Here is a 20,549-nt window from a genome sequence, read left to right on the forward strand (position 1 = left end):
AGCATGGACTTAAGTAAAACCTAAAGTTAACAAAATTTTGCCTTAATCTTATCTACTATGGTCTGTGCCAATTTTATTTTGCTTTCAACCGTCCAACCTGCTACATGTGGGCTCAATAGAACATTTTCAGCTGAAATTAAATATCGAAATGCCTTTGGCATTTCTTCATCCATTTCTTTTGTCTCTATTTTGTTTGAAACATCTCTTCTCTTAAAAAGGTTCTCGAAAGAGGCTTTTTCGTATTCTAAAACATCCAAACCTGCCCCTAAAATTTTCCCTGATTGTAATGCCGCAACCAAATCGGCCGTCACTACACTTTTACCACGAGCCGTATTTAAAAACCAAAATGGTTTTTCAAAGGCAGAAATAAATTCGGTATTAATCATATTCATTGTTAAAGGGGTTTGTGGCGTATGCAAACTAACCACATCTGCCTTTTCTTGAAGCTTTGTTAAAGAAACTTGCTTCGCGTTTTCATCTGCAACGCCATTTTTAATATCATAGCAAAGAACCTCAACGTCAAATCCTCTTAGTTTCTTTGCAAAGGCTTTTCCCATGTTGCCATAACCAATAAGTCCGACTGTTTTGCCATCCAATTCAATACCACGATTATCTTCACGTAACCACCTGCCTTGCCTAACCTCTGCGTCCGCTTTATTAAGCTTGTTAAACAAGGACAACAACATACCTAAGGTATGTTCACCCACCGCATTGCGGTTACCTTCGGGCGCAGCTATTAAATGCACTCCTTTTTGTTGTGCATAATCACAATCAATATTCTCTAGCCCAGCACCCACTCGACCAATGAATTTTAAATTAGTTGCAGCATCTAAAAATGATCTATCTATTGTAAAACGACTTCTAATTATTATACCATCATAAACCATAATTTTTTCTTCAATGTCAGCCCTTGAAGACTTATAATCTTCATGGTTAACGAATCCTAAATCATTAAGCTGATCTATTAAAAGTGGATGATTGGTATCGAGATGGAGGATTTTCATAAAAAATGAATATTGCTCAAATGTAAAAAATAATGGAATGTTTAAACAAGTTCAGCATATAATATGCTTAAATCCCCAAAATCAATTTTGCTATCCAAAAATAGATAAGGATGCCAAAAATATCGTTGCTCGTGGTTATAAATGGGCCTGTTGCAATGGCTGGGTCTATACCTCGTTTATCTAAAAATAAGGGCACAAAAGTACCTATGAGCCCTGCTACAATAATAACGGCCACCAAGGATATTGAAATTGCAAAAGCGGTATTCATTTCACCTTTGGAAGCCCATACAAATAGAAATAAAAATGCAGCTAAAATAAGTCCATTTAAAGCTGCAAGAAGCATCTCTTTGATTAAACGACTATTAACACTGCCTTTAACATCGTCGTTTGCCAAACCCTGCACTATAATAGCACTGGATTGAACCCCTACATTACCCGCCATGGCTGCTATAAGCGGCGTAAAAAAGAACAAAACGGCATATTTATTAAATGCTTCTTGAAAGCCCTCCATAATCAAAAACGCCCCAACACCACCAACCAAACCCAAAAACAACCATGGTAAACGTGCTTTGGTTAGATCTAAAATACTATCATCTGAATCGACATCTTGGGTAATACCAGCGGCGAGTTGGTAATCTTTATCGGCTTCTTCCTTTAAAACATCTACAATATCATCAATGGTAATTCTTCCCAACAGCGTTTTATTGTCGTCTACAACTGGGATGGCTTCCAAATCGTATTTGGCCATGATTTTAGCTACATCTTCTACGTCATCATTAACGTGTACCCAATCCACACTACTATTCGAAATATCTGCTATTTTTTGTTCGCTTTTGGCGACGATTAAATCTTTTAGGGACAAACGTCCCACCAATTTATCCTGCTTATCCACAACATAAATGGAGTGTACTCGGGTTACTTCTTTAGCCTGACCCCTAATACGACGTAAACAACCTGCTACCGTCCATGTTTCGTAAACTTTTACTAACTCTTTGGCCATTAGACCTCCTGCAGAATCTTCATCATAAGCTAAAAGCTCTTCAATTTCAGCCTTATGCTCTTGGTCTTCAATTTGGGAGATAACAACCTGTTGTCGTTCTTCAGGTAATTCGGCAATAATATCAGCAGCATCGTCGGTATCTAGTTCTTCAATTTCTTCAGCGATTTCTTTGTCCGATAGGTTTTTTAGAACTTTCTCACGAATATCTTCGTCAAGCTCCATTAACACATCGGAAGTTGTCTCAGAATCCAACAATTTTATGACATAGATGGCTTCTTCCAGATTGAGTTCATCTAGAATTTCAGCAATATCTGCATAGTGGAACTCATCCAGCAATTTTTTAAGTTCCTTATCGTTTTTTGTTTCGATAAGCAACTCCACTTGCTCGATAAGCGCATCGGTCAATTCAAATTGTATGTTCTCCTTTTCTTCAGACATGAGATTTCTCGTCGTTGCACTCTGTCGAAATGACAAAGTTATTATCCTTGTATATTGGTTTCAATTAATTGCACCAGTTCTATAAACTGCTGCACACTTAATTGTTCTGGACGTTTTCCAAATATACTATTTGCTTTTAAATTATCGGGTAAATTGAATGTTTTTAAACTGTTACGCAATGTTTTTCTACGCTGCCCAAAAGCCGTTTTTACCACTTTAAAAAATAAAGCTTCACCGCAAGGCAACGTATAATTCTCTTTTCTAATAAGCCTTAGTACTCCAGAATCTACCTTTGGCGGCGGATTAAATACCGATGGCGGTACGGTAAACAAGTATTCGGCTTCGTAAAATGCCTGAGTTAACACCGATAAAATACCATATACCTTACTACCTTCCTTAGAACAAATACGTTGTGCTACCTCCTTTTGAAACATGCCTGAAAACTCAGGAATTTGGTGACGCATTTCTAAGGCTTTAAAAACAATTTGTGACGATATGTTATATGGATAGTTTCCAATAATAGCAAAAGGATCATTATTAAATACTTGGTTTAAATCGTACTTTAAAAAATCTTTTTCAATAATTCGTGATGCCAAATTTAAGTAATTGACTTTTAGGTATTCAACCGATTCTGTGTCAATTTCTATAACATAAGTTGTTAAGTCCTTTTTAAGTAAATACTTGGTAAGAACCCCCATACCTGGACCTATTTCCAACACCTTCTTGTAACCTTTTAAGGTTAAGGAATCAGCTATTTTTTGGGCAATGTTTTCATCCTTCAAAAAATGCTGTCCTAAATGCTTTTTTGCTTTTACTTGGTAATTATCGGCCACAGATTTTCAACTTTTGATTAAAACAAAAGTAAACTATCTAAATGGATTCCTAGCTCTGCTAAAATGGGAATTACTTAAATTCTACTGAATATTCATCTATAATCTCCAACTCTGTTCTAAACGCCAGCATCTTATCGGCAAACTTTTTTAAACCATCAGTCCTTAACCGTTCGGCATCTTCTCTATAATATGTATCTAACGCCTCTCGGGAATAAGAACGGTATTGAATGGAATAGGTAACCCCTCCCATATCCTCTTCAACCAGCACTCTTGATAGCGTTGCTTTATCAAATTTACCAGTACCCAATACTTGTGGGATATGTTCTTTTATCCACTGCAACCATTCGTCGTGGATACTTTCGTCTATGTTTACGGTGACGTTGTATATTATCATAATCTAAAAAATTCCGAAAAAATTAAATAACAAATTCCAAAAACAGCTCAGTAATTAAATTGTTATCTGGGATTTAGTTAGTGCGTTAGATTTATAAATCTTTTGCAAATAACAAGAGTTCCTTGTCTTCATCAAAAGGATTTATTCTTTTTTCAAAGGTTAACCCTAATTTTTCCAACAACTTAATTGATTTACCATTATCTGGATCTGTAATGGCCAATATCCTTCTAATCTTGAATTTTTCTTTAGCCCATTTCAACATTTCCACTGAAGCTTCATAACCATAGCCTTGCTTTTCATATTGAGGAAGCAATGCGAAACCAACATCGGGATGTTCCATGACTTCACGTTTTAAAATACCAACAACACCAATGGGTATATTGGGTTGTTCCCTTAAGGTCAATTTATAGTATCCAAACCCATACGTATTATAACTTTTTAAAAATCTATTTTTTATATGTTCCCTAGCATCTTTCTGCGATTTAATATACCTATCTCCAACGTATTTTAAAAAACTTGGTGTATTCATGAGTTCTACAAAAAAGGAAGCCTCTTTTAATGTAATTTTTGAGAGTAGGAGTCTTTCTGTTTCTGCTTGTATCATTGATTAAATTCCAAAAAACTAAAATCTCAAATCCAAAAAAAGAATATCCCCAAGTTTTAAAATTTGAAAATTTTAATTTGTTAATTAATAGCGTCTCCTCTTAACGTTCTATATAATTTCCTAGCCTCTACGAAATAAATACTATCAGCATGGTGAAAAATAATTTGCTCTAATAAGGACTTGGCTTTTTCGACTTCGTTGAACTGTTTCAAATATATTTTGGCCAATCTAAAAAGGGCATCGTCCATTAAAATACCATCACGATAATTGCCAATAACCAATTCGTAATTGGTAACCGCCTTATCATATTGTTCTTGCTCCTCAAACAATTGACCTTGCTTATATAGTGCTTGGGCTATAATAGGTTCTGTTTTATGTGCTTTCAAAATCTTATCAAGTATAGCTATTGCAGCCTCTTTTTTGTTTTGAAACGCTAACAAATCGGCCTTAGCATAAAGCTTTAAAGCCGTTTGGGTTGAGTCTTCATACTTATTGTCTGAAATCAATAATTTCAAATCTAGGGCATCGTTCGCAATAAGTTGGGACGTTGATGATTTTAAAATTTTTAATTGTGCTTCGGCCCATTTAAAATCGCCTTTGTAATAACTTGCCTTAGCCACTTTAAAGCGCGCTTCTTGTGAAATGGTGCTGTTTTTTAAATTCCGCTGTATTTGTGAAAAATAAATTAGCGCTTTATTGAACTTTTCCTGAAGTAATAAAATATCACCCAATTCCAACTTCACCTCGGCTTTTTCCAATGCTGTCAAGGGCAGTTCCAAAGCAGCTTCCAAAACTTCGGTCGCTTGTTTAGGGTCGTCCATATAAAATGCCAAGAAGTGGGCATAGGAGATTTGAATACCCAAGGTTTGGGGCAATTTACCATATAATTCAAATATTTTTAGGTATTGCTCATTAATGTCTTCATAATCTGTTTTACTTGCCAACTTTGTTTTAATAAGCATAGTATTGTAGTAAGCGCTTAATTGGGTGTCGATATCTTGGGCAGTGTCAATTAAAAATGTAAAGATATCCAAGGCAATAATATCTTGACCGTCATTAAGTGCAATAAGTGCTAGCTCTTCCAATCCGGATATACCTCCTTCTTCACGATTAAAAATGGCCTTCTCTTGTATAAATGCTTTTTTAAAATCCTTTTGTTGAATAAAAAGCCAGCTTAATAATCGGTTCCATAACACATTGGGCTCTTCCTGAATTTTTCTAAGCAGGATTTTCCTAAAAAGAATATTATTTTCATTGGTACTATCTTCCGTTATAAAATTATTAATCGCTCGTTTAATCGTGTTAAGTGCAACTGGATTGGACAATGTATAATCTACATAACTAACAAACATCTGTTCAATATTACCTTGCTCACCATACAGTTGTGCCAACTGAAGATCAAAATTAAATTCAGGTTTTAACGCTTTGGCTTTGGTATAGGATTGAATAGCTTGATCCAAAAGCGTATGTATTTGAAAGGTCCTAGCAATACCAAATACATGATTTGGGTTCTCCTCTATGCTTAGCAATGCCTTATTGTAATAGCTATTTGCTTTATCCAAATCGTTTTTCAACTGAAAATTATATCCCAATTCAACAAAAAAAGCAGGGTAATTAAGCCGTTCCATGATGCTTAGTAAAAATGTCTCAGCTTCATCATACTGTTCCAACTGCTGATGGGTACTTACTATTTGGTTTATGTAATTGATGTTGGAAGGTGATTGGGCATATAATTTTTTATATTCATGTAATGCCTTTTCAAAGTCTCCATTATTATAATAGTCTTTAGCAATAGCATCGTTCTGTGCTACGCCACCAAGTGTAAAAAGAAAACATATAATATAGAGGACTCTCATATTGTAAATATAATAAATGAGAACTGGCTACATTGCTAATATGGTTATAAAAAATGCCCGAATAGAAATTCGGGCACTAACCAACCAAAATAAATTTGCCTATTAACTACCGTTAGTTAAAAAACGATATAATTACTCGATTGGGGACAATAATTTTAATTAAATAATCCCTGTGTTATTTACTAACAATTGCCGCAATTTTGTTTTCAGATTTTATGATTTCGAAATCTGAAAACAAAACTTTACTTACGAAAAAAACAAGAGTAATAAGCAAAATAATGCGTTTAACATTTTTCATGGTAGGTTAAATTTGAGATTTGGTTGTGCTAACTTGAGAAATATCTAAGAAAACACAAAGGATTGTATAAAAAAATCGTCAAAAAACATGATAAACATGTATTTCAACGATGATTTTAAGTAGCGTTATTATATTTTGAAGGTATAGTCTTACTAATTTATGATGCTAAAACCAGTATAGGATTGCAGTATTTCTGGCACAAGAATGCCTTCCTTTGTTTGATAATTTTCTAAAATACCTGCTAGTACCCTTGGCAAGGCCAAAGAACTTCCATTAAGGGTATGGGCCAATTCATTTTTGCCATTGCTGTTTTTAAAACGCAACTTTAATCGGTTGGCTTGAAAGGTTTCAAAATTGGATACAGAGGATATTTCCAACCACTTTTCCTGCGCTGTAGAAAACACTTCAAAATCGTAAGTCAATGCCGACGTGAAACCTAAATCACCCCCACAAAGTCTTAAAATGCGATAAGGTAGTTTAAGTTCCTTTAAAATAGTTTTCACATGATCTACCATGCCATCTAATGCCCTATAAGAATTGGAGGGATGCTCTATACGTAAAATTTCAACCTTATCGAATTGATGCAATCTGTTCAGCCCCCTCACATGTGCTCCATAACTTCCTGCTTCTCGACGAAAACAAGGGGTATAGCCCGTAATGCCTATGGGCAAATCACTTTCGTTTAATAAGGTGTCCCTAAAAATATTGGTCCCAGGCACTTCTGCTGTAGGAATTAAATACAAATTATCTGCTGTGACGTGATACATTTGACCCTCTTTGTCCGGCAACTGGCCCGTACCAAAACCTGAAGCTTCATTTACTAAATGGGGTAATTGATATTCGGTATAGCCTGCAGCAGTATTCTTATCTAAAAAATAAGCAATCAAAGCACGTTGTAATCGTGCACCTTTACCTTTATAAACTGGGAACCCAGCTCCTGTGATTTTGTTCCCCAATTCAAAATCTATTATGTCATATTTCTTAGCCAACTCCCAATGTGGTAAGGCGCCTTCAAATAATTTAGGGATATCACCCTCTCGGTAGACTTCTTCATTATCTTCATCGGTATTTCCATCTGGCACCAAATTATTGGGCACATTTGGAATTTTGTAGAGTAACTCATTAAGCTCAGTTACCTTATTGTTTAAAGCATCATTAAGCGTTTTAGAAGATTCCTTTAACTCCCCTGTCTTTGCTTTTAAGGCATTGGCTTGCTCTACGTTTCCCGATTTATATAACAATCCTATTTCTTTAGAAATACTATTAGACTCGGCCAAGATATTATCCAATTGGGTTTGAATGCTTCTTCGCTCTTCATCTAAAGCAATAACAGCATCGACCATAATGACAGCATCAATATTACGCTTTGCCAACCCTTTAATTACCTGCTCTTTGTTTTCTCTTATAAATGGGACCTGTAACATGTAATGAAAATTTAAGCGACAAATTTAGTGAATTCGTAAGCGTAAAGAAATATTTCTTTAGTTATTATCTTCATTTAAAATATACGACAACAAGACTTTTTTATCTTCGAGCAATTGGGCCTTGAGCCTATCCACAGAGTCAAACTTTTGTTCATCACGTAAACGTTGCAATAATTCAATTCTAATTTTTTTGTTATAGATATCTTTGTTGAAGTTAATAAAATGGACTTCAATAGACAACCTTTCTCCACTTACGGTTGGATTTACACCTATATTCATCATGCCATAAACTAAAACGCCGTCAATTACCGAACTTACAATATAAGCCCCTTGCTTAGGTATAAGTTTATAGTCTTCGTTAATATGAACATTAGCTGTTGGAAAACCCAATTGTTTTCCTAATTTCCTGCCTTTAACAACCGTACCGTTAAGCATAAAATTATAGCCTAAATAAGCATTGGCCTTAATGATATCCCCTTCGTTTAATGCGTTTCTAATTTTTGTAGAACTCACCGCTACCTCATCAATGTCTTGGGCAGAGATTTCTTCAACTGCAAAGCCATATTGGTCTCCAAATCGTTTTAAATCGTCTATGTTGGCATTTCTATTTCTACCAAACCTATGGTCGTAACCAATAATTATCTTTTTAGCATGTAGTTTATCCACCAAAATATCCTTAACAAAATCTTCGGCCCCCATACGGGAAAATTCTTTGGTAAATTTTTTAATGAGCAGATAATCCAACCCCAAGGACTCCAAAATGGCATAGCGCTCGTCTATAGTGTTTATTAATTTTATGCTGGCATCTTTTTGCAATACCATTCTGGGATGTGGAAAAAACGTGAGTATTGCCGATTTTAAACCTTCTTCCTTAGCAGTATTAACCAGACGTGAAATAATTTTTTGATGACCAATATGTACACCATCGAAGGTTCCAATAGTGACAATAGAACCCTGATTTATTTCTATTTTGTTGAGTATTTTCAAATTAATATAATTAGAGCAAAAATAAAAAAGAGGATTATATTATAAATCCTCTTAGAATATATTTACTAAAAAGTAATTTTATTTTTTTACAAAAGGAATAGTAATAAATTCATTTTGCTTATATACTTTAATAAAATACATACCTTTATTTAGAAATGTAGTTTCCATAGCTAAATGGTCGATATTGGTTATGGTTTGTTGTTTAACAAGTTGTCCCAACATATTATATATTTTGTAGCCTTCAGGCAACACATTCCCATAAGCCAACTTAATATTAAGTTTATCACTAGTAGGGTTGGGATATAAAATTATCCTGTTACTGGTAAAAAACGAATTAACGCTTAATGTTTGGGTTGAAATGCTTACTGTTTCTGAATCTGTAAACGCCCCGCCTGAAGCAATCGGTGTGTTATTGTCAGTTTCTAACAAATAAGAGCCATCACCATAGCCACAACAAATACCATCATCAGCTGAATCAAATATGGTAAAGGTATAGCACTCATCGGCAACAACATTAAACTCCTCATTAACCGTTTTATTATTGTCTTGTGGACTAATATAATTACCACTATATAATAAATTATTACTACTATCCCTAAACTCCCAGCTAGTTTCTGATGCATAATCATCGAGAACAAGTGTTAAAAGTACTTTAGTTGTTGAATCATAGGAATCGCCTATAATAAAATTACTGCTGCTATTATCATTACAAATTCTTTGGTCAGAAGTCCCATTAACACCAGCAACAGAAATATTAAATGTATGACTTCCTGATGTGCTTACTAATACAGGTAATGTAATTTCTTCCTCAACACCTTGGGCCAAATTACCAGACCAGTTATAAACCATATTGGAACCTCCATCAACATTATAAGACAGTGAAGCTGAAGTCATGGGAACATCTCCCCAATTCGTAATCTTTACTAATGGAGTCATGTTGAGACTACATCCTTGAGTCTCTAGCATAACGACATGAACTCCAGCGTCATTATTTTCTCCAGTCACTAAATTATTTTTTGTTGAACTCGCCAAAGAGGACCTGGTTGATCCCAATATGCCCTGCATTCTTGTTTTTTGACCATCAGTAAATGTATCAAAACAAACATCATCAGAATAATCCATGTAATTTTCAATCATATCGTCATCACCTCCAGGACAGGTGTCTGGAATAGTTTGCGGGCAACCGTAATTGGGACGTCCACTATTTGGTGTATCGGCTATATTATCATCATCACCACAACTATTATCATCTGGGTCTCCTTCTGTCCAATTGTCTCCCCATGTATGTAATAACCCTAAATAGTGTCCAACTTCATGAGTTGTTGTTCTTCCTAAATTATAGCTCCCCGCAAGAGATACGTTAGGATCATCATCTGTTCCAAAATATTTATAATCCAAGACAACACCATCTGTATTGACTGAGCCCCCTGGTAATTGTGCATACCCCAATAATCCAGAGCCCCCTCTAAACTTAACGGTCCATATATTTAAATAGACTGTAGCATCCCAAATCGATGAAGGTTTTAACGCATTCATTTGATTTTGGGCATCATTTTGGCTACTTTCATTAATACCATCTTGCCCAATATTTACTCTATCAATACCATTTGTTGGACAACCACTAGGATCTTGCTTAGCTAGCTGAAATTGAATTTCAGTATCGACTCCGCCTCCATCTCCTCTGGTTCCAGATAACTTTCTAAAATCTTGGTTCAAAACTGTAATTTGAGATAACACCTGTGCTTCAGATAAATTTGGGCCATCTCCTATTGGCTCTCCATTATGTAATACATGAACCACAACAGGAATAGTTATTACAGCAAGTTTATTTGAAGCAGCAGATCGTTGTAATTTATAAGCTTCGGTAAATTGTTTTAACCTATCTTCAAAAACATCACTACCCATCATTTCGGGGAACTCAGTTAAAAGCGCTTTATTGTACTCTACAGAACCACAACGAATGAGATGTGGTTCTTTCGATTCAATTTGACCAAAAGTTTTAGTAAAAGCAATAATAGAAATCCAAAGGAATATTAGAGTAGTTCTTTTCATGTCTATACTATTAATTCGAGGAATTTTTTTCTAAAAATAATACTTTTATTGATATGTCTATCAACAATTTAATTACTTACACCTACTTACCATTAAAAGCATTCATTGTATTATTAACTCCCGATAACACAAAAGATTTAATGAGTTCTATGGATTTATCTAAGCGTTCAGGTAGTTTTTCGGTTTCCTCTACAGTCCATTCACCCAATACATAATCTACCTGTCTGCCTTTGTTAAAGGCATCGCTTATGCCAAATCGAAAACGGTTGTATTTAGTGGTATTCAATTTGTCTTGAATGTCCTTCAACCCATTATGTCCACCATCGCTTCCCTTTGTTTTCAAACGAATGCTTCCAAAAGGTAAATTTAGGTCATCGGTAATCACCAATAGATTTTCTAAAGGTACTTTTTCTTTAGTTAACCAATAAAGCACTGCCTTACCGCTTAAATTCATATAAGTACTTGGCTTAAGCAATGTAAATGTTCTCCCTTTTAGCTTATAAGTTGCTATTTCACCTAGTTTTTGGGTTTCAAAAGTTAGCTCCTCTTGTTTCGCAAAATAATCCAAGATTTTAAACCCGATATTATGACGTGTATTTTCATATTTTTCTCCAATATTACCTAAACCAACAATTAAAAATTTTTTCATAGGGTTTTCTTCTTCAACAATAAAGGGCTTTACACTCTTTTTAAACAATTTCTTAATAAACCTAAACACTTAATCACAATTTGTGTAAAAATAAAAAAGCATCCTGAATAAACGGGATGCTTTTCGTATTTCTTAAAATAGACTATCTATTCCTGAGCTGCTTCTGCTGCTGGAGCTTCAGATGCAGTTGCTTCAGTTGTTTCTTCTTCATCTTCATCTTCAACATCCATAGAAGCTCTAGAGCGTCTTACTTGACATACTACTGTATTATCTGGATGCATAAATCTGTAAGCATCGTTTTCTAAAGCAGTGATATACAACTTACCACCTATTCTAAGCGGTGTGATATCTGCCTCTATAAAATCTGGCAAATTAGCTGGTAATGCTTTTACCCTTAAGCTACGCTTGTTTTTACGTAAAACACCACCATTTTTAACACCTCTAGAGTTTCCAACAAATTGAACTGGAATATCCATAGTTATTTCTTTGTTTTCGAATAACTGATAGAAATCGATGTGCAAGATGTTGTCGGTTACCGGGTGAAATTGGATGTCCTGTAAAATGGCGTTAAATGTTTCGCCATTGTCTAAAGCAATCACAACTGTATGCGCATTAGGCGTGTATACAAGTTTTGAGAATGCCAATTCTGGTGCTGAGAAATGCACTGGCTTATCTCCTCCGTATAATACGCAAGGAACCTGACCAGCATTACGTAAGGCTTTTGTTGCTTTTTTGCCCACGCTTTCTCTTTGAGATCCGTTGATTGTAATTGATTTCATTTTGTTTATATATTAATTTAAATTATACAATTTTAGTAGCCGAACATGTATAAGCTACATTATAAATTTAGAGCTTATGGAACTGTTCTCATGCACACGATGCATGACATCGGCAAACAGATCGGCACAACTCAACACCCTAATTTTATCACTTTCTTTTGATAAAGGAATGGAGTCTGTAACGATAAGCTCTTCTAATTTAGAGTTTTCTAAATTATCGTAGGCCTTTCCAGATAGTATAGGGTGTGTACAAATAGCCCTAACACTTAAGGCCCCACGTTCCATCATTAAGTCGGCTGCTTTTGTCAATGTTCCTGCTGTATCTACCATATCGTCTACCAATACCACATTTTTACCCGTTACATCACCAATTAATTCCATATGTGATATGACGTTGGCCTTAGCGCGTTGCTTATAACAAATAACCACATCGCTCTCTAATGCCTTTGAATAGGCGTAAGCCCGTTTAGAGCCTCCCATGTCTGGAGAAGCTACCGTTAAGTTATCCAGATTTAAACTTTTTAAATAGGGTAAAAAGATTGTAGATGCAAACAAATGGTCTACAGGTTTTTCAAAAAATCCTTGTATTTGGTCGGCATGTAAATCCATAGTAATAATACGGGTTGCCCCAGCCGATTCAAGCATTTTAGCGACCAATTTCGCTGCTATAGGCACTCTAGGTTTATCCTTTCTATCTTGTCTGGCCCAACCAAAATAAGGCAATACCGCCGTAATATGCCTTGCCGATGCACGCTTAGCTGCATCAATCATTAAGAGCATTTCCATTAAGTTTTCTGGTCCAGGATTCGTGGATCCTATAATGAAAATACGTGTTCCTCTTATAGATTCTTCGTAAGACGGTTGAAATTCGCCATCGCTATATTTAGAAGTAATAACATTGCCTAGTTCTGTCCCAAAAGCTTTTGCTATTTTTTCTCCTAGAACTTTACTTTGGGTACACGCAAAAATTTTGGCTTCTGTAATTACAATTGGCATAGTTAACTTCTTGTTTTTTAGCGTACAAAGACGACATGATTTTTAACGAGGTGCAAATTTATACATTTATTTTTACCTAAAAAGTATATTGAATGCTATTTTTGTGATTATTTAGGGAAAAATATATATTTTTGCTGTCCGAAATGCTCAAGTGGCGGAATTGGTAGACGCGCTGGATTCAAAATCCAGTGATAGCAATATCGTGTGGGTTCGATTCCCACCTTGAGTACAGATAAAATCCGTAACTAATTATTAATTAATAAGTTGCGGATTTCTTGCTTATATAACTCTACGGTTTTTGTACTCTTAAACAATTCTTTTTTAGTGAAACTATACTATAATAAAAAGTCTACCATCTCTTATATAATTTAAAAAGATAACCACAAAAAAAGAATTAAGGCTGTCTCAAACTGGGGACAAAAATAATGGTTTCTCAGCAAGATGATTTTGGCAAAATTTGTTTATATAATATTCAGTAGATTCGATTAATTCCTTTTTTATTTTTAAATCTATGCAGATGACATTTAGAAATTTACTAACTACTTCTAATGCCTCTTCAATTGTTATATCTTCTTGTTTAATAAATTCTAACAATTCATTATTACTGCCTATTATTATTTCCTTCTCCATGACTAATAAACTGAGTTCGATAGTGAAAAAACAAAAAACAGACTTTTTTTGCTAAACTCAATTAGCTTTGGTAAAGAGAACTCAATGAATACAACAATAAACTTATTAGACAATATTATATCAAACTATGAAAATGATTACAAAGAAAATAAACAACATACCTTGAAAATTATTAGACTACAAAAGATATAATGAAGTATTTTAGCTGCTTTTAAGCACAATGATACGCTTATTAATAAATGTAGCACTCATAACTCTAGTTAAAACAAGGACTTTCAGATTTTCGAAAACTATTATCACTTGTTATAATACCAGTATATTTATTATCACTAGAAGAAGTTATTGTGATAATATCACAAGATCTTGAAAGTGCCGCTAGCCTATCATATTCAGCCTTTGAAATACAATACCAAGTTTTACTGCTTGTATCACTGCAAACTGCACTTAAACCTACTTGATATCTTTCGTTTTTTGTTAGTTGACTGCCTATGTCTGCAATATCTTCAGCATCGCAATTAAACATCATAAAAATCAATAGAATTAAAAATGATTTTTTCATAATTAATGTATTTAACGTATAAATGTTTCTTTTTAGAGGAGATAGTTTCTTAATCTCTTGCTTTATGTTTCATTTACAGTACTAAATTTAAACTTAACAAATAAGAGTATTATCCCAGATAATATTCTATAGAGAAATTCGGATAATTTAAGATTTAAAAAAATTAGTGTCCGTGATTATTCCATTGAAATGACTCAAGCTGTTTTGAGATTGCTAAGAAATAATAAGATGACATCCTATCATTAAGAGTTATTAAAAGCGAAACAAACTTAACTTTTGTTTTTGCCGCCAAGGATGGCAAGGAATGCTCCTATAGTAATTAATAAAGTAATAATACCAATCAAACAAAGGCCGACAACGATAACCCCACCCTCGAAAGCATCCGGAGGAGGGGTAACACCTTCAATTGATTGCCTAATTCCTTCAACAACATGGGCAAAACCAAACATTAACCCAAATGCGCTAATCGGTAGGGAAATAATTAGAATAATAAAATTAAACCAAAAAGGAAATTTTAAAAATGGATTCTTCATGACCAACAAATGTAATTAGAACTACAAAACCAAGAAATGATATTGGTCAGTCATGAGGTATTATTGCACCGCCCTGATGTCTTTGGTTATTTACTTTTAATCTAAAACTACAATATTATTTGACACTGAATTGCCTTTAAATATTAATTTAGAAATGTAAATCCCTGTTTTTATTTTGTTTCCATTACAATCATATTCATCCCAATCTATTTTATGCTTCCCTATATTTTTATTGGTAATTTCAAACCTTTTAACAAGTTGACCAAATAAGTTATAAACTTCTATTAGAACGTTTCCCTTGGATGGGATTTCAAAATATAGTGTTGTGGTATTACTATTTTTAATGGGTGTTTTTTGGTTTAGTTTTAATTGTCTTTGGTTATTTTCATTTTCAAAGGAGAATTTCCAAACATCATTATCTACATTTAAATAATTAAAAGGATCAAAGAAATTAAATGTTTCTCTGTCGCCGCCAAAACTAAAAATCATATCTGAATTATTTCCTTCTCCCTCAACGACAACGGTATCAAAATCATATTTTATTTCTGAAGGATTATTCGCATTCCAGGGTGAATCACTAACTTTTTTCCAAATACTACCATTATTACTGGTCCATACATCCATTGGGTTTGCAGGATTTATACCATTATCTGGGCCAAGTCCGAAACCTCCAAACAGTATAAATCTGTTTTGTGCCACCACAACCTGATGTCCAGGTCTTGCAACCCATGGAGCATTATCAGTAACTAATTCCCAGTCTATTCCATTTTGTGTTCGCCATACATCATTAAAATATGGAGGGTCAAGACATGGTGGTTGTTGTGTTGGAGGATAATTTGGATTGAAAGGACAGGTAAACCCTTCTTCGCCGCCAATCATGTACATGTAGTTGTCTTTAACTACTGCAATACCCCCAGCTCTTTCGGCCCAAGGTGCATGCTCAGTAACTAATTCCCAGTCTATTCCATCTGTAGATTTCCATACATCATTGTAATAAATCCTTTTAGGGCCTTGAGGTGTAATCGAAGAATCATCATTAACAGAACCGCCCATGACATAAATTTCATTATTAAAAACCACAGCGCTTAATCCAGCACGAGCACTCCATCCAGCATTCTCCGTCATATTTGTCCAATTTATCCCATCTTCACTACGCCAAACGTCATTAAAAAAATCAGATTGAGAGTAAAAAGGAGGTAAATTTGGAATGCCTGGATTTTGAACTATGTTAAAATTTTGACCACCAATGATATACATGAAGTCTCCTTTGCTAACAGCCTGAAAATAAGCTCGAGCAGGCCAATGCGAATTATCATTGGTTTGAAGAATATTGTCCCATGAATTACCATAGTTTTCACTTTTCCAAACATCGCCCCAAATTATACTGGCTCCAGGAACAGGAAATGGTAAAGACGCTGGATTTAAAGGCGTTCTTCCTCCGAATAAAAAAAATTGATTTTGATGATTTAAAACTTTAAGTCCAGCTCTTGGGCTCCAATTCGCATTATTGTTTACTTCTTCCCAAGTCCAGTGCTTTAAATTATTTCTATTATTGCCATTATTGCTTCTTCTTTGAGCATGTAAAGAAAAACAGAATACAATTAGTAAACATAAAAAAATTGATTCTAAATTTAGTAGGCTTCTTTTAAAAACAGATCTTTTCATTGATAATGATTTTAAAAAGTAGATAAGTTTAAAAGAAATGAAACAACATTAAATTAAATAAAATTATTTTAAAAATAACTTTAATTAGACCAGAAGTAAGTAAATTTGATTAAATGTAACTTAAACACCAAATGTAATTATTACCAACAATTAATTTTAATGTCTTTGGCAACATAATTATTAAGAAAAATTCTTTCTCCCAAATAATTGCATGTTTTTTCAAGTGTTATGTAGTTTTCCTTAATTCACTGCACATGAAATTTGGGATGCATGCACATACCTCTATTCGGCCCTAGATTAGCTCGGTTGTTAGCTCCTGAAAATTGTTTTGAAGTATCTCTATTTACAGTATGATGTCACTATTAAGCCAGTGCTGTAAGAGGAGATCATTATTTGATATAGCAACAATATGGAATTTTGAAAAACTTTTAAAAACCCGAGAAGCTTCTAGAGGTTCCATGCAAACCAATCCCGGTGAAAGGTAGTTAGAGTGTATCAAAAACAATAGGCCATCACGTTTAAGAAGATAACCAACATGCCCCTTGTCAAAACCAATAAAGTAGAGTCCTTCGGTTGTCAGTCGATTAATGTGCTCAAATGCTTTTGTGTCACTATCTTGATCAATGTTGTGAATGATCGTTCCGCAACTAATCACCTTAGCCTCGTCAATAGGTGATTTTTGTGCTAATTTATAGCGGTTTAGTTTTATCCCCATATCACGTAACGTTGTAGAAATAAAATACCCGCAGGCAATCTCACCTTGATTAGGTACAGCTGTATGGCCCTCAAAACTCCATGGAGTACCATACCAATGTGGAATAATCCTATCTACTAAATGATTGGTAAATTCAATTTTTATCTGGTCAAAAGAAATGTCACCCTTTTTATATCTTTCGTTTAAATTTTTCCGAAGCTCATGAATATCTGCCTTGGCAGAAGCATAGGTTGCATCCGGATCGGTTTTGGCAGCTAATGATTTAGCTTTAAAGAGAGTCTTAGCCCTTTCTTTAACGATACTGTGTTCCATAGCTAATCCTACTGTAGGAGGCCATTGGTTATTGGGGCCAAAAAGAAATAACATAGAAAATAATAATATCATCCTTTTTAATAATTGAATTTTGTCTTCAATGTCACAAACGCACAAATTGAAGACAAATTTTATCAAGAATGTTAAAATTTTCTGGGTCTAAGGGTTCTAATACTTTTAAATACTAAGGTTGACCCCCCACCATACCTCATAATCATTAGGGTTTAGTGGTCTATAGCTCTGAAATCCCTGGTCGGCTATTCGTAAGCCAATAATTTTATTTTTTTCATCACGTACATAGCCCATGAAAATAAAGGAGTGTCCATAGGGATCAAAATCTTTATCGCTTGTGCCATTTACAACCATTTCATAATCCAATCGGTATCTCCACACTTGCAACATGGCTCCCGGGTTGAGTTTTCCATGCCATATTCCCAAACTATCAACCAGTGCCCCCATACCGGCATAAGCGATGGCCCCGGCATTGCCTCTGCCTCGATATTCAATAGGTAAGGTTTGCCACCCTATATGGGTGCCTGAAGCAGAAAAATAAAGAAAATCGAATACCTCTTTCGGCGTATAGTAAGGTGTTGCTATACTAGCAGGAAGGTCTTCATACACCGAATGCCCATAAACATCTTTGTACGCCTTTTCAAAACGGGTTTTACTTACAATAAGGCAATGACCTCCTGGCTCCTTGTTTTTGCTTTTTAGATAATTTTCTACAATCCTAATGGCAACAGGGCTTTTAGGTTCCGAATATGAAACCATTCCGTGTTCCTTATTATTGATATTTCGTGAAGTAATTTGAAGTCTCTTATTCTCTTTAACCGTTTGTCCTAAGGTGTCTGTTGGATGTAATATCCAATACGCATTGGTTTCCGGAGTCACCATATTCCCTTCATTAGTAGTAGGGGTAGATGTATTATTGCCTATGTATTGTACAAATTTATGATCCGTCCCATATTTTATTTTTTCCTCGTTAGGGTTTGCAATAGAAGCGCACCCCAAAAGAACCATGTTTAAAAGAAATACAAATTGAACTTGAGCACTCATTTTTTTATACTTCGATGATTCACTAATCTTTTTCTCTTGAAATGACTGATAATAAAAAGCACTCCAACGATAGCGAAAGGAATGGTGATGGTTAGAATAATGCCCAAACTCATAAAAATAGAATGGTTCATTCTATAATTATGTGAAAATACAACAGGGCTTAGGCCTAAACCTATTATCATAAATACTATACCTCCAATGAATTCCTTTTTCCAAGCTAAAATGAGTAGGGCTATTAAAATAAAGGAAGGTATGAGATGAATTAAAAACCCACCTATTTGCTGCCAAAACGACAATTCGGGCGAAAAGGCATCCAAAGCAAATAAGCTGATAAATAAAATGGCTATTATACAGAGTATACGGGGCGTCCAATACCATATTTTTACATTATTTTTCATGATGATGTGTTAGATGAAAAATAAATATAATACTATAAGTATCAATACACTATGAGAAAAATCAGTTAACAGGTAATTGTTAACCAAAGTAGTTTATTATCTAAGTCAACCCAAACCTAAAATATCGCACCGTTCTCATCGAGCACTGTGTTATAACATTTTAAAAATTTATTCTTTTAACTAAATACATTGACCATTAAACAATAAGTATTACCCTATAATCACAGCCTCATTTTTTTAGTTCGTTTATTTTACTTTTTAGTATCATAATTGCTTTCAAAAAATAATGGCAACATCACTTGATATTAACTTTAGTCTCATTCTATTGGTAAAAGATACTTTTTAAAACACCTTTTTTAATAGCATGTGGCATTTTGAAAATGAGTAGACAATGCCTTTAATTATTTTAAATCAAGGTAAAGATTTAATTGTTTTCAAAAAATAGTAGGCGAAAAATTTCAAAGCTTACTTGAACTATATATGATAATAAAAAAATATAAAGAACCTTAAAGAACAAAGCACTTTAATAGGTGTTAAGACTATAAGTTATAAAAACGCCCCGCATTTAGTCCCATTATATTATCTTTTTCTTCTTTTGAAAAGCCTTCAATATATTCTCGAACAATGTTCAATTGTTGTTCATATTTCGCGGCTAACAAACATACAGGCCAATCGGAACCATATAAGATTCGATTTGTTCCGAAAGCCTCAAAAATTACGTCGAGGTAAGGTGTGAAATCATCTTTTTTCCAATGTTGAAAATTGGCTTCGGTGACCATACCGGACACTTTACAATACACATTTTCAGCTTTGGCGAGTTCTTGCATATCGACTTTCCATTCCTCAATTTTTCCGTCTCTGATATAAGGTTTAGCAATATGATCGACCACAAATTTTTGATTTGGAAATTTATTTGCCAGAACCATTGCTGCCTTTAATTGTGGTGGAAACACCAAAATATCGTAAGTTAGATTAAACTGCTCCAGTTTTGATATGCCATTTTGAAAGGCTTTGCCCAACATAAAGTCATTGGCTTCTGCCTGTACAATGTGCCGTACCCCTTTAAATAATTTGCTTTGTGAAAAATGCGCTAAACGATCTTCTACCTGTTCTGACCTTAAATCTACCCACCCTACAACGCCTTTTATAAACGGATTTTGTGCGGCACAGGAAAGCAAAAAATTGGTTTCTGTTTCACTTTGGTCTGCCTGAACAGCTACACAACCATCTATGCTATTTGATTTTAAAATTGGGGCTAAATCTTTTGGCAAAAAATCCCTTCGGATGACTGCCATAGAGTCGTCTATCCAGGCATCTCTTACCGGATCGTAAATCCAAAAATGTTGGTGTGCGTCTATTCTCATGGT

Annotated in this window: 20 protein-coding genes and 1 tRNA gene; 1 reads left to right on the forward strand and 20 read right to left on the reverse strand. The window is 34.5% G+C overall.

The window, feature by feature from the left end; all coding sequences use genetic code 11:
- Positions 1-26: 26 nt before the first annotated feature.
- The 12 genes from MR053_RS02245 to MR053_RS02300 form a co-directional block, all read right to left on the reverse strand.
- A complete protein-coding gene (locus tag MR053_RS02245; RefSeq protein WP_242130858.1) occupies positions 27-1,004 on the reverse strand; it encodes a 2-hydroxyacid dehydrogenase in 978 nt (325 codons plus the stop codon).
- A gap of 67 nt (positions 1,005-1,071) precedes the next feature.
- On the reverse strand, positions 1,072-2,442 hold the full coding sequence (mgtE, locus tag MR053_RS02250; protein ID WP_242130859.1) for a magnesium transporter: 1,371 nt from the start codon (positions 2,440-2,442) through the stop codon (positions 1,072-1,074).
- Positions 2,443-2,483: 41 nt separating this feature from the next.
- On the reverse strand, positions 2,484-3,275 hold the full coding sequence (rsmA, locus tag MR053_RS02255; RefSeq protein WP_242130860.1) for a 16S rRNA (adenine(1518)-N(6)/adenine(1519)-N(6))-dimethyltransferase RsmA: 792 nt from the start codon (positions 3,273-3,275) through the stop codon (positions 2,484-2,486).
- 70 nt (positions 3,276-3,345) lie between these two features.
- The gene (locus MR053_RS02260) at positions 3,346-3,669 is read right to left on the reverse strand and encodes a DUF4286 family protein (RefSeq protein ID WP_242130861.1); all 324 of its coding nucleotides are present in this window, start codon (positions 3,667-3,669) and stop codon (positions 3,346-3,348) included.
- Between the two features lie 91 nt (positions 3,670-3,760).
- The gene (locus MR053_RS02265; protein ID WP_242130862.1) at positions 3,761-4,273 is read right to left on the reverse strand and encodes a GNAT family N-acetyltransferase; all 513 of its coding nucleotides are present in this window, start codon (positions 4,271-4,273) and stop codon (positions 3,761-3,763) included.
- Between the two features lie 80 nt (positions 4,274-4,353).
- A complete protein-coding gene (locus tag MR053_RS02270) occupies positions 4,354-6,129 on the reverse strand; it encodes a tetratricopeptide repeat protein (protein ID WP_242130863.1) in 1,776 nt (591 codons plus the stop codon).
- A gap of 450 nt (positions 6,130-6,579) precedes the next feature.
- Positions 6,580-7,851, reverse strand: a complete 1,272-nt coding sequence (gene serS / locus MR053_RS02275; RefSeq protein ID WP_242130864.1) for a serine--tRNA ligase — start codon at positions 7,849-7,851, stop codon at positions 6,580-6,582.
- 57 nt (positions 7,852-7,908) lie between these two features.
- Positions 7,909-8,838 (reverse strand): bifunctional riboflavin kinase/FAD synthetase, encoded by a 930-nt coding sequence (locus MR053_RS02280; RefSeq protein WP_242130865.1) that lies wholly within the window; start codon positions 8,836-8,838, stop codon positions 7,909-7,911.
- 78 nt (positions 8,839-8,916) lie between these two features.
- Positions 8,917-10,890: a M43 family zinc metalloprotease gene (locus tag MR053_RS02285; RefSeq protein ID WP_242130866.1), complete on the reverse strand. Its 1,974-nt coding sequence runs from the start codon at positions 10,888-10,890 to the stop codon at positions 8,917-8,919.
- 82 nt (positions 10,891-10,972) lie between these two features.
- Complete coding sequence (gene pth, locus MR053_RS02290) at positions 10,973-11,539, reverse strand: aminoacyl-tRNA hydrolase (RefSeq protein ID WP_242130867.1); 567 nt, start codon at positions 11,537-11,539, stop codon at positions 10,973-10,975.
- Between the two features lie 146 nt (positions 11,540-11,685).
- Positions 11,686-12,318, reverse strand: coding sequence for a 50S ribosomal protein L25/general stress protein Ctc (locus tag MR053_RS02295; protein ID WP_242130868.1), 633 nt, complete (start codon positions 12,316-12,318; stop codon positions 11,686-11,688).
- A 54-nt stretch (positions 12,319-12,372) separates the two neighbouring features.
- Positions 12,373-13,314: a ribose-phosphate pyrophosphokinase gene (locus MR053_RS02300; RefSeq protein ID WP_242130869.1), complete on the reverse strand. Its 942-nt coding sequence runs from the start codon at positions 13,312-13,314 to the stop codon at positions 12,373-12,375.
- 145 nt (positions 13,315-13,459) lie between these two features.
- On the opposite strand from MR053_RS02300, the gene MR053_RS02305 reads away from it, so the two are divergent.
- Positions 13,460-13,543, forward strand: a tRNA-Leu gene (locus MR053_RS02305).
- Between the two features lie 176 nt (positions 13,544-13,719).
- On the opposite strand, the gene MR053_RS02310 is transcribed toward MR053_RS02305, so the two are convergent.
- The 8 genes from MR053_RS02310 to MR053_RS02345 form a co-directional block, all read right to left on the reverse strand.
- Positions 13,720-13,944 carry a hypothetical protein gene (locus MR053_RS02310; RefSeq protein ID WP_242130870.1) on the reverse strand — a complete coding sequence of 75 codons (225 nt, stop codon included), beginning with the start codon at positions 13,942-13,944 and terminating at the stop codon, positions 13,720-13,722.
- A gap of 256 nt (positions 13,945-14,200) precedes the next feature.
- Positions 14,201-14,503: a hypothetical protein gene (locus MR053_RS02315; protein WP_223552119.1), complete on the reverse strand. Its 303-nt coding sequence runs from the start codon at positions 14,501-14,503 to the stop codon at positions 14,201-14,203.
- A gap of 269 nt (positions 14,504-14,772) precedes the next feature.
- On the reverse strand, positions 14,773-15,036 hold the full coding sequence (locus tag MR053_RS02320) for a hypothetical protein (protein ID WP_223552120.1): 264 nt from the start codon (positions 15,034-15,036) through the stop codon (positions 14,773-14,775).
- Positions 15,037-15,132: 96 nt separating this feature from the next.
- A complete protein-coding gene (locus tag MR053_RS02325) occupies positions 15,133-16,701 on the reverse strand; it encodes a flagellar hook assembly protein FlgD (protein WP_242130871.1) in 1,569 nt (522 codons plus the stop codon).
- A 343-nt stretch (positions 16,702-17,044) separates the two neighbouring features.
- Positions 17,045-17,845 (reverse strand): hypothetical protein, encoded by an 801-nt coding sequence (locus tag MR053_RS02330; protein WP_242130872.1) that lies wholly within the window; start codon positions 17,843-17,845, stop codon positions 17,045-17,047.
- A gap of 60 nt (positions 17,846-17,905) precedes the next feature.
- Entirely contained in the window at positions 17,906-18,784 is an 879-nt protein-coding gene (locus tag MR053_RS02335; protein ID WP_242130873.1) for a hypothetical protein, read from the reverse strand.
- Positions 18,781-19,182 (reverse strand): DUF7670 domain-containing protein, encoded by a 402-nt coding sequence (locus MR053_RS02340; RefSeq protein ID WP_242130874.1) that lies wholly within the window; start codon positions 19,180-19,182, stop codon positions 18,781-18,783. The genes MR053_RS02335 and MR053_RS02340 overlap by 4 nt, the downstream gene beginning before the upstream one ends.
- Before the next feature lie 539 nt (positions 19,183-19,721).
- Positions 19,722-20,546, reverse strand: a complete 825-nt coding sequence (locus tag MR053_RS02345; protein WP_242130875.1) for an amidohydrolase family protein — start codon at positions 20,544-20,546, stop codon at positions 19,722-19,724.
- Between the last annotated feature and the right edge of the window lie 3 nt (positions 20,547-20,549).

This window comes from Aestuariivivens marinum, from assembly GCF_022662175.1.
Lineage (GTDB): Bacteria > Bacteroidota > Bacteroidia > Flavobacteriales > Flavobacteriaceae > Aestuariivivens > Aestuariivivens marinum.